10 protein-coding genes, 2 rRNA genes and 1 riboswitch are annotated in these 10,008 nt (G+C 47.7%); all 12 genes read left to right on the top strand.

What is annotated here, in order from left to right; translation table 11 throughout:
• Nucleotides 1-426 (top strand): 23S ribosomal RNA (locus tag KTG14_RS15965); the annotation flags it as partial.
• Nucleotides 427-493: 67 nt separating this feature from the next.
• Nucleotides 494-609: ribosomal RNA gene (gene rrf, locus KTG14_RS15960) — 5S ribosomal RNA — on the top strand.
• A 172-nt stretch (nt 610-781) separates the two neighbouring features.
• Entirely contained in the window at nt 782-1,303 is a 522-nt protein-coding gene (locus KTG14_RS15955; RefSeq protein ID WP_216971827.1) for a DUF2179 domain-containing protein, read from the top strand.
• Nucleotides 1,300-1,488, top strand: a complete 189-nt coding sequence (locus tag KTG14_RS15950) for an NETI motif-containing protein (RefSeq protein WP_216971825.1) — start codon at nt 1,300-1,302, stop codon at nt 1,486-1,488. Before KTG14_RS15955 ends, KTG14_RS15950 begins: the two co-directional genes overlap by 4 nt.
• Nucleotides 1,489-1,573: 85 nt before the next feature.
• Nucleotides 1,574-1,674: riboswitch (purine riboswitch) on the top strand.
• Nucleotides 1,675-1,810: 136 nt separating this feature from the next.
• Nucleotides 1,811-2,299: a 5-(carboxyamino)imidazole ribonucleotide mutase gene (gene purE, locus KTG14_RS15945; protein ID WP_216971824.1), complete on the top strand. Its 489-nt coding sequence runs from the start codon at nt 1,811-1,813 to the stop codon at nt 2,297-2,299.
• A complete protein-coding gene (purK, locus tag KTG14_RS15940; RefSeq protein ID WP_216971823.1) occupies nt 2,296-3,420 on the top strand; it encodes a 5-(carboxyamino)imidazole ribonucleotide synthase in 1,125 nt (374 codons plus the stop codon). The genes purE and purK overlap by 4 nt, the downstream gene beginning before the upstream one ends.
• 16 nt (nt 3,421-3,436) lie before the next feature.
• Entirely contained in the window at nt 3,437-4,732 is a 1,296-nt protein-coding gene (gene purB / locus KTG14_RS15935; RefSeq protein WP_216971822.1) for an adenylosuccinate lyase, read from the top strand.
• 15 nt (nt 4,733-4,747) lie between these two features.
• The gene (purC, locus tag KTG14_RS15930) at nt 4,748-5,461 is read left to right on the top strand and encodes a phosphoribosylaminoimidazolesuccinocarboxamide synthase (RefSeq protein WP_216971821.1); all 714 of its coding nucleotides are present in this window, start codon (nt 4,748-4,750) and stop codon (nt 5,459-5,461) included.
• Nucleotides 5,461-5,715, top strand: coding sequence for a phosphoribosylformylglycinamidine synthase subunit PurS (gene purS / locus KTG14_RS15925; RefSeq protein WP_101189854.1), 255 nt, complete (start codon nt 5,461-5,463; stop codon nt 5,713-5,715). Before purC ends, purS begins: the two co-directional genes overlap by 1 nt.
• The gene (purQ, locus tag KTG14_RS15920) at nt 5,712-6,395 is read left to right on the top strand and encodes a phosphoribosylformylglycinamidine synthase subunit PurQ (RefSeq protein ID WP_216971820.1); all 684 of its coding nucleotides are present in this window, start codon (nt 5,712-5,714) and stop codon (nt 6,393-6,395) included. The genes purS and purQ overlap by 4 nt, the downstream gene beginning before the upstream one ends.
• The gene (gene purL / locus KTG14_RS15915) at nt 6,379-8,604 is read left to right on the top strand and encodes a phosphoribosylformylglycinamidine synthase subunit PurL (protein WP_216971819.1); all 2,226 of its coding nucleotides are present in this window, start codon (nt 6,379-6,381) and stop codon (nt 8,602-8,604) included. Before purQ ends, purL begins: the two co-directional genes overlap by 17 nt.
• Entirely contained in the window at nt 8,580-10,001 is a 1,422-nt protein-coding gene (purF, locus tag KTG14_RS15910) for an amidophosphoribosyltransferase (RefSeq protein WP_216971818.1), read from the top strand. Before purL ends, purF begins: the two co-directional genes overlap by 25 nt.
• Nucleotides 10,002-10,008 lie beyond the last annotated feature (7 nt).

The raw sequence follows: 10,008 nt of genomic DNA, 5'->3' as shown, positions 1-10,008 counted from the left end.
GCCGACATCGAGGTGCCAAACCTCGAACCTATCTACCTCATCGCATCCTGGGGCTGTAGTCGGTCCCAAGGGTTGGGCTGTTCGCCCATTAAAGCGGTACGCGAGCTGGGTTCAGAACGTCGTGAGACAGTTCGGTCCCTATCCGTCGCGGGCGCAGGAAATTTGAGAGGAGCTGTCCTTAGTACGAGAGGACCGGGATGGACACACCGCTGGTGTACCAGTTGTTCTGCCAAGAGCATCGCTGGGTAGCTATGTGTGGCCGGGATAAGTGCTGAAAGCATCTAAGCACGAAGCCCCCCTCAAGATGAGATTTCCCATTGCGCAAGCAAGTAAGATCCCTCAAAGACGATGAGGTAGATAGGTTCGGGGTGGAAGCGTGGCGACACGTGCAGCTGACGAATACTAATCGATCGAGGACTTAACCAATAACTGAAATGCGTTTCCATAATTCAATGTCGATTTATCCAGTTTTGAGCGAACAAGCTCAAACCAGTCCAGTGATGATGGCAAAGAGGCCACACCCGTTCCCATCCCGAACACGGAAGTTAAGCTCTTTTGCGCCGATGGTAGTTGGGGGGTTCCCCCTGTGAGAGTAGGACGTCGCTGGGCAAGTTGAAAGGCCGTTACCGGTTCATTCCGGTAACGGCCTTTTTTGTATGAAATCATTTTTATTTTTTCTGAAACAAGGTCTATTCCCTCTTGCATTCGCACTTTGATTGACCTAATATGAAATTTAATTGCGAAGGAAAGGGTGCAGAAATTGGATATTAACCCATGGTTGATGGTTATAATAATATTTTCTATCAATATTGTCTATGTCACGTTCTTTACAGTGCGGATGATTATGACATTGAAAGGCTTCCGCTATATGGCGGCGTTTGTCAGCATGATTGAAGTAGTTATCTATATAGTAGGTCTAGGTCTTGTGCTGGATAATTTAGATCAAATTCAAAATCTGATTGCTTATGCGATCGGCTATGGCTCTGGAGTTGTTATCGGTTCCAAAATTGAGGAGAAGATGGCGCTCGGCTATATAACAGTTAATGTTATTAGTAACGATGAAAGTGACGAGCTTCCCCAGAAGTTGCGTGAAAAAGGCTATGGAGTAACTGATTGGGAGGCAAATGGGAGAGATGGTGGACGTCAAGCCATGCAGATTTTGACTCCTCGGAAATGGGAATTGAAATTATATAAAACTATTCAGGAAATCGATCCAAAAGCTTTTATTATAGCCTATGAACCAAAAACAATTCATGGTGGATTCTGGGTAAAACAAGTGAAAAGAGGTAGATTATTTAAATGAGTAAAAAGACAATCTGGTTCGAAGTACAGGAAGATGAAACGATGGAAGACTGCCTGAACCGTATGGAACAAGAGGGGTACATGGCTGTTGGACGAAAAGAAGAGCCCTTATTTGAAGAAATTAATGGAGCGCCCGTACCTGTTCGCCAGATTATTAAGTTTAAAGGGAATAAAATCGAAAACTAGCAGAAGATGAGTAAAAAACACGAACGTTAAAAGGTGTGTTTTGGTTATTGTTCGACTTTACCATTGACGCATATGAATCATCTTGTTATGATTAATAAGGAAACCCCATATATGCAGAGGAATCGGCCTCTGCGTCTCTACCAGGACACCGTAAATGTCCGGACTATGCGGGAAAGCAACTTATGGTACTTATAACGGAGGATGTGCTTTTTTATGCCATCACGTATGTTTTCGTTGAATCAAAGTCCTTAAGTAAACTGCTTTTCACGTCATGTGAGCAGTTTATTTGAGGGCTTTTTACTTTTGAAAGAGAGGTTATTGAATGAATCCGCGAATCGGCATCATTATGGGAAGCTCGAGTGACTGGGAAACGATGAAACACGCTTGCGACGTGCTGGATGAATTAGAGATTGGTTATGAAAAAAAAGTGATATCAGCCCATCGGACTCCTGATTTAATGTTCAGTTATGCGGAGGAGGCACGTGCTAAGGGCTTGCATGTCATTATTGCAGGGGCTGGCGGTGCTGCTCATTTACCAGGGATGGTGGCAGCGAAGACTACCTTGCCGGTCATCGGTGTTCCGGTTCAGTCAAAAGCATTGAATGGAATGGATTCTTTATTGTCAATCGTTCAAATGCCTGGCGGTGTGCCAGTTGCAACTGTGGCAATTGGGAAAGCCGGTGCAGTCAATGCCGGACTTTTGGCTGCTCAAATTCTAGGGACGGTTGATCACGATGCAGCGGAAGCTTTGGAAGAACGACGCAAACGGACTGCAGAAACTGTTTTGGAAAGTTCGGGTGATTTGGTGTGACGAGAACAATTTTACCTGGTCAAACTATCGGGATTATCGGTGGAGGACAATTAGGCCGCATGATGGCGTTAGCTGCTAAGGAGGCAGGTTTTAAAATTGCTGTCTTAGACCCAGGCATGGACTCACCAACTGGGCAAGTTGCGGATATCCAAATTGTTGCTCCATTTAACGATTCGCAAGCTTTGGAAGAATTAGCGGAAGTGAGCGATGTCATCACATACGAGTTTGAAAATATTGATGTAGACGGGCTTCGCCACCTAGCTGAAATCACTTATGTACCACAAGGGGCTGAGCTGATTGGGGTCACGCAAAACCGGATTCTTGAAAAGCAGGCGATCCGTGAGGCTGGAGTTCCCGTAGCGAATTATATAGAAGCTTCTTCGTTCGACGAATTGCAAAAGCAGATCGCTCATTTGGAGTATCCCTTTGTCGTTAAAACGGCTAGAGGTGGTTATGACGGAAAAGGCCAGCAAATGGTAGAGAGTGAAAAGCAATTGGCAGCAGCTGAATCCTTATTTCAAAACGGAGATTGTGTAGCGGAAGCGTTTATAGATTTTACGATGGAAATATCTGTTGTGATTCAGCGCAATACACTAGGTGAAACGGCTATATTGCCAATAGGAGAAAATGTCCATAAAAACCATATATTGCATCAAACAATAGTTCCGGCACGTGTTAGCGAAGAAACGTTAACGAAGGCAAAAATTGCAGCAGAGGCGATAGCTGAGCATCTGCAAATGATCGGGACTTTGGCTGTCGAAATGTTTGTGCTGCCGAATGGGGAAATTCTGGTGAATGAATTGGCTCCACGCCCTCATAATTCGGGACATTATTCAATAGAAGCAACGAACATCTCGCAGTTTCATCAGCACATCCGCGCTATTTGCGGCTGGCCATTACGTGAACCGAAGCTGTGGAGCCCTGCTGTGATGGTGAATGTGTTAGGTGAACATGTAGCGCAGCTGACGACGAAAATCGCGCATTACCCGGACTGGTCAATTCATCTATACGGCAAAGACGAAGCGAAGCATAAACGCAAGATGGGGCATGTGACCATTTTGACAGAAGACATAAATCAGACATTACAAGAAATCGACGCATCCGGCATTTGGCCGGAATAATTGGAGGATATAGATTATGATCGCACGTTATACACGCCCGGAGATGGGTGCCATTTGGACAGAAGAAAACAAATACCAAGCATGGTTGGAAGTAGAAATCCTTGCATGTGAAGCTTGGGCAGAAATCGGCGATATCCCAAAAGAAGACGTGGCGAAAATCCGTGAGAATGCTGGTTTTTCTGTAGACCGCATCTTAGAAATTGAAGAAGAAACTCGTCACGACGTAGTGGCTTTTACTCGTGCTGTTTCAGAAACACTTGGGGAAGAGCGCAAATGGGTTCATTACGGATTGACCTCGACGGATGTTGTCGATACGGCGCTTTCCTATCTATTAAAGCAAGCGAACGAAATCCTGCGCAAAGATTTAACGAACTTTATTGATATTTTAGCGGTGAAAGCAAAAGAACATAAAATGACAGTGATGATGGGCCGCACACACGGTGTCCACGCAGAGCCGACAACATTTGGATTGAAATTGGCACTTTGGCACGAAGAAATGAAGCGTAACCTGGAGCGTTTTGAAGCGGCAGCAAAATCGATTGAAACTGGTAAAATGTCCGGTGCGGTTGGAACGTATGCAAATATCGATCCTTTCGTTGAAGAATATGTCTGCAAGAACTTAGGCATTGCTGCATCGCGGATTTCCACACAAACTTTGCAGCGTGACCGTCATGCGCAATATATGAGCACACTCGCATTAATCGCGTCATCGGTCGAAAAATTCGCGACGGAAATCCGCGGCTTGCAAAAGTCCGAAACACGCGAAGTGGAAGAGTTTTTCGCCAAAGGGCAGAAAGGATCTTCCGCAATGCCTCATAAACGTAATCCAATCGGTTCTGAAAATATGACTGGCCTCGCGCGTCTTATTCGCGGCTATATGATGACTGCTTATGAGAACGTATCGCTATGGCACGAACGCGATATCTCGCATTCCTCTGCAGAGCGCGTCATCTTGCCAGATGCGACGATTGCCTTGAACTATATGCTCAACCGCTTTGGTAATATCGTCAAAAACTTGACGGTGTTCCCAGAAAATATGAAGCGCAATATGGATTCGACTTTAGGATTGATCTACTCACAGCGTGTACTTTTGACATTGATCGATAAAGGCATGGCTCGCGAAGCGGCATACGATACGGTACAGCCTTGCGCGATGGAAGCATGGGAAACGCAGACGTCTTTCCGTAAAGTCGTCGAAGCGAATGACACGATCACATCACAGCTAACGAAAGAAGAGCTGGATGATTGCTTTGATTACAACCACCACTTGCAGCAAGTCGATATGATCTTCAACCGTCTCGAATTAAATTAAACGGAGGCATCAATCATGGAAAAAGCTCAGCTATTGTACGAAGGAAAAGCGAAGCGTCTGTATAAAACGGACGAGCAAGGCATTCTTTGGGTGGAATACAAAGATTCCGCCACTGCGTTCAACGGAGAGAAGAAAGAAGAGATTTCAGGCAAAGGGCGCTTGAACAATCAAATCACCTCTTTGCTGTTTGAGAAATTAAAAGCAAATAGCATCGCTTCCCATTTTGTGAAGCAGTTGTCTGATAGCGAGCAATTGGTGCGCGAAGTGAGCATCGTACCTATCGAAGTCGTCGTCCGCAATATCGTCGCCGGCAGCATGGCGAAACGCCTTGGGCTCGATGAAGGCAAAGAGATCGAAAAGCCAGTCGTCGAGTTTTACTTGAAAGACGATGAGCTTGGCGATCCGCTGATTACGGATGATCATGTCGCCATGCTTCAGCTTGCGACAGAGCAGGAAGTGGCGGTCTTGAAAGATAATGCGCGGAAGATCAATGATGTATTGATCGGCTTTTTCCAGGAAATCGGTGTCGATTTGGTCGATTTCAAGATTGAATTTGGCCGTGATGAAAACGGTGAAATCCTGTTGGCAGATGAAATTTCCCCCGATACGTGCCGCCTATGGGATAAGGAAACGAAACAGAAACTCGATAAAGACGTATTTCGCCGGAACCTCGGCAATTTGACGGATGCTTATGAACTCATTTTATCTCGACTGGGAGGACAAAACTGATGAAAAAAGTAAAAGTGTATGTGACATTGCGTGAAAGTGTACTCGACCCACAAGGATCTGCTGTGATGGGATCGCTCCATAAAATGGGCTATGACGAGGTCCAGGATGTCCGGATCGGCAAATATTTGGAACTGGTCATTGGAGACAGTGAACGTGATGTAGATGCTTTGGTCGATGAATTGTGCAACCGGCTGCTTGCGAATACAGTGATTGAAGATTACAGGTACGAAATCGAGGAGGTTGTCTCGCAATGAAATTCGCAGTGATTGTTTTCCCAGGGTCGAATTGTGACTTAGACATGTATCACGCCATCAAGGATGAACTTGGAGAAGAAGCGGAATATGTCTGGCATGATACGCACGACTTAAGCGGTTATGACGGAATCTTGCTTCCAGGTGGTTTCTCATACGGGGATTATTTGCGCGCAGGAGCGATTGCCCGTTTTTCAGGTGTCATGGACGAAGTACGCAAAGCGGCGGAAGCCGGCAAACCGGTTCTCGGCATCTGCAACGGGTTCCAAATTCTAACGGAAGCAGGATTGCTTCCGGGAATGCTTATGCGAAATAAGAATTTGAAATTCACTTGCGGAACCGTCAGTTTGAAAGTCGAGAACGCCCATACTTTATTCACGAATGAATATAAAGAAGGCGAAGAAATCCGCATTCCGGTCGCACACGGGGAAGGCAATTATTATTGCGACGATGCGACGTACCAGCATTTGAAGGACAATAACCAAATCGTTTTCACATACGCAGAGGATTTCAACGGCAGCCGTAATAATATTGCGGGTATCATCAACGAACGCGGCAATGTGCTCGGCATGATGCCGCATCCGGAGCGCGCCGTTTCCGACTTGATCGGCGGAACGGACGGCTTGCCATTATTCAGATCAATCGTTAAACAGTGGAGGGAATCGCATGTCAGTCACGCTTGAGCCGAACACACAGCAGATTAAAGAGCAGCAGCTTTATAAGCAAATGGGTTTATCGGATGCTGAATTCAAAATGGTCGAAGATATTCTCGGCAGAACGCCGAATTACACCGAGACAGGTTTGTTCTCTGTTATGTGGTCTGAACATTGTTCCTATAAAAACTCCAAACCGGTCCTATCGAAATTCCCCACCAAAGGCGACCACGTGTTGCAGGGCCCAGGAGAAGGCGCAGGCATCGTCGATATCGGCGACGGCCAGGCAGCTGTATTCAAAATGGAATCCCATAACCATCCGTCGGCCATTGAACCTTACCAAGGAGCAGCGACAGGCGTCGGCGGCATCATCCGCGACGTGTTCTCGATGGGCGCTCGTCCGATCGCGCTGTTGAACTCGCTGCGATTCGGCGAACTTGAAACACCGCGCGTCAAATATTTGTTCGAGGAAGTGGTCGCAGGCATCGCCGGCTACGGCAATTGCATCGGCATTCCGACGGTCGGAGGCGAAGTGCAGTTTGATGCATCGTATGATGGCAACCCGCTTGTCAATGCGATGTGCGTCGGCTTAATCGACCATAAAGATATCCAAAAAGGCGTCGCTAAAGGAACTGGCAACCCGGTCATGTACGTAGGCGCAAAAACAGGCCGCGACGGCATTCACGGTGCGACCTTCGCTTCAGAAGAGTTGACGGACGCATCCGATGAAAAACGCCCGGCTGTTCAAGTGGGTGACCCGTTCATGGAGAAATTGCTTCTTGAGGCATGCCTGGAACTCGTGAAATCCGATGCACTCATTGGCATACAGGATATGGGTGCTGCAGGACTCACTTCATCTTCAGCGGAAATGGCGTCAAAAGCCGGATCTGGAATCGAGATGGATTTGGATCATGTCCCGCAACGTGAAACTGGCATGACGGCTTATGAAATGATGCTATCGGAATCCCAGGAACGTATGCTGATCGTTGTCAAACAAGGGCGCGAACCGGAAATCGTCGAGCTGTTCGAAAAATACGGCCTTGATGCCGTGACAGTCGGACGGGTAACGGACGATTCCACATTGCGCTTGAAGCATAAAGGCGAAATCGTTGCAGAAGTGCCGGTCGACGCACTGGCAGAAGATGCGCCAGTCTATCACCAAAAATCGAGCGTGCCGGAATATTACCGCGAATTCCAAAGCTTGCCGAACGAAGAGCCGGAAGTGGAAGACCATCAGGCGACGTTGGTTTCATTATTAAAGCAGCCGACTATCGCTTCGAAAGAATGGATTTATAATCAATACGATCACCAAGTGCGTACTAGCACAGTCGTCTCGCCTGGCTCTGACGCTGCGGTAATCCGTGTGCGCGGAACGAATAAAGGCCTTGCGATGACAACGGATTGCAACTCCCGTTATATTTACCTTGACCCAGAAACAGGCGGCAAGATTGCTGTCGCAGAAGCGGCGCGTAACGTCATCGTCTCAGGCGGGCGCCCGCTTGCGATCACCGATTGCCTGAACTTCGGCAACCCGGAAAAACCTGAGATTTTCTGGCAGCTTGAAAAAGCGGCTGACGGCATGTCGGCAGCTTGCCTTCAATTGAACGCACCAGTTATTGGCGGAAACGTCTCTTTATATAATGAAACAAACGGCACAGCGATTTACCCGACGCCGACAATCGGACTTGTCGGGCTGGTCGAAGATTTGAAGCATGTCACGACGCAAGATGCGAAAAAGCAAGGCGATTTCGTCTATCTTGTCGGCGGCAGCATGACAGAATTCGGCGGCAGCGAATTGCAGAAAATGGTAGAAGGCCGTATTTTCGGAAAAGCGCCATCTATCGATTTGGACGTCGAAGCACAACGCCAATCCGCTATCCTTTCTGCCATTCAGCAAGGTTTAGTTCAGTCGGCTCATGACGTAGCGGAAGGCGGCGTCGCTGTCGCTTTGGCTGAGAAGACTTTCGGCAACGGGCTTGGCGTAGACGTAAGCCTTGCCGGTTCTAAGACAACCGCTTTATTCAGTGAAACACAATCGCGCTTTTTGCTGACGGTGTCGCCTGAACAGGCACAAGCGTTCGAGGAAACGGTGAAAGATGCACGGAAAATCGGTGAAGTCACGGGTGATCACATGATCGTCAAAGGGGAAGATGGAGCCGTATGGATCGATGAATCGGTCGAAACGCTCCGCTCCGCCTGGAAAGGGGCTATACCATGCTTGCTGAAATCAGAGGCTTAAACGAAGAATGCGGGATTTTTGGCATTTGGGGCCACACCAACGCAGCGCAACTTACGTATTATGGGCTTCATGCTTTGCAACACCGCGGCCAAGAAGGCGCAGGAATCGTTTCGACTGATGGAGAAGCTTTACGCGCTTTAAAAGGCGAAGGCATGGTCAGTGAAGTGTTCACTCCCGAGAAATTGGAGCAGATTACCGGTACTGCAGCAATTGGTCATGTCCGCTATGCAACAGCAGGCGGCAGCGGCATCGAAAATGTCCAGCCTTTGCTGTTCAACTCGACAACCGGCAGCCTGGCGATTTCGCATAACGGCAATTTGGTCAACGCAACTCAATTAAAAGGGCATTTGGAGCGTCAAGGAAGCATTTTCCAAACGACTTCCGATACAGAAGTGCTTGCGCATTTGATCAAACGCAGCGGTTACGAAAGCTTTGAAGAAAAAGCGAAAAACGCCTTGTCTTTGTTAAAAGGGGCATTTGCGTGTTTAGTTCTGACAGAAGAGGCCATGTTTGTGGCACTCGACCCGAACGGATTACGCCCTTTGTCAGTAGGGAAAATGGGAGATGCGTGGATAGTTGCTTCTGAAACTTGCGCATTCGATATTGTCGGTGCGGAACTTGTCCATTCGGTAGAACCTGGGGAATTCCTCATTGTGAATGATGACGGCATGCGCAAGGAACGTTTTGCTTATCCAGAAGAGCGTTCCATTTGCACGATGGAGTACGTCTATTTTTCCCGTCCGGACTCGGATATTGATGGCATCAATATCCACTCGGCAAGAAAACGGCTTGGCAAGCAATTGGCGAAAGAAGTTCACATCGATGCGGACGTCGTCACGGGTGTTCCTGATTCGAGTATCTCTGCCGCAATTGGCTTTTCCGAACAAAGTGGCATCCCGTACGAGCTCGGGCTCATCAAAAATCGCTATGTTGGCCGAACGTTCATCCAACCTTCACAGGAAATGCGGGAACGCGGCGTTAAGATGAAATTGTCTCCGGTCCGCCAAGTGGTCAAAGGCAAACGCGTTGTCATGGTGGACGACTCGATTGTTCGTGGAACGACTTCCCGGCGTATCGTCGCTTTGCTGAAAGAAGCGGGAGCGACGGAAGTTCATGTTGTGATTAGTTCGCCGCCGATCAAGAATCCTTGTTTTTATGGCATTGATATTAGCACATCGGGTGAATTGATTGCTGCGAATAATACAGTGGAAGAGATGCGCGAAATCATCGGAGCGGATTCACTGACATTTTTGTCGGTTGACGGGATGGTACAAAACATCGGCCGCACGGATCCAGGTTCGAAATGCGGCCATTGCCTGGCATGTTTCACTGGCGAATACCCAACAAATATCTATCCAGATACCGTGTTACCGCACGAAAAAGAAAAAGTGAAATAGGGGGAAC

Source organism: Planococcus sp. CP5-4_YE, from assembly GCF_019042655.1.
GTDB lineage: Bacteria > Bacillota > Bacilli > Bacillales_A > Planococcaceae > Planococcus.
Note: the sequence above shows the minus strand (reverse complement) of the source record. Positions and strands in the feature narration are given on the sequence as shown.

Bases quoted from the DNA above. Each gene is read 5' to 3' on its own strand.
- purF (WP_216971818.1), top strand. From the start codon at position 8,580: ATGCTTGCTGAAATCAGAGGCTTAAACGAAGAATGCGGGATTTTTGGC.
- purC (WP_216971821.1), top strand. From the start codon at position 4,748: ATGGAAAAAGCTCAGCTATTGTACGAAGGAAAAGCGAAGCGTCTGTAT.
- purE (WP_216971824.1), top strand. From the start codon at position 1,811: ATGAATCCGCGAATCGGCATCATTATGGGAAGCTCGAGTGACTGGGAA.
- purL (WP_216971819.1), top strand. From the start codon at position 6,379: ATGTCAGTCACGCTTGAGCCGAACACACAGCAGATTAAAGAGCAGCAG.
- purQ (WP_216971820.1), top strand. From the start codon at position 5,712: ATGAAATTCGCAGTGATTGTTTTCCCAGGGTCGAATTGTGACTTAGAC.
- purB (WP_216971822.1), top strand. From the start codon at position 3,437: ATGATCGCACGTTATACACGCCCGGAGATGGGTGCCATTTGGACAGAA.
- KTG14_RS15950 (WP_216971825.1), top strand. From the start codon at position 1,300: ATGAGTAAAAAGACAATCTGGTTCGAAGTACAGGAAGATGAAACGATG.
- purS (WP_101189854.1), top strand. From the start codon at position 5,461: ATGAAAAAAGTAAAAGTGTATGTGACATTGCGTGAAAGTGTACTCGAC.
- KTG14_RS15955 (WP_216971827.1), top strand. From the start codon at position 782: ATGGTTATAATAATATTTTCTATCAATATTGTCTATGTCACGTTCTTT.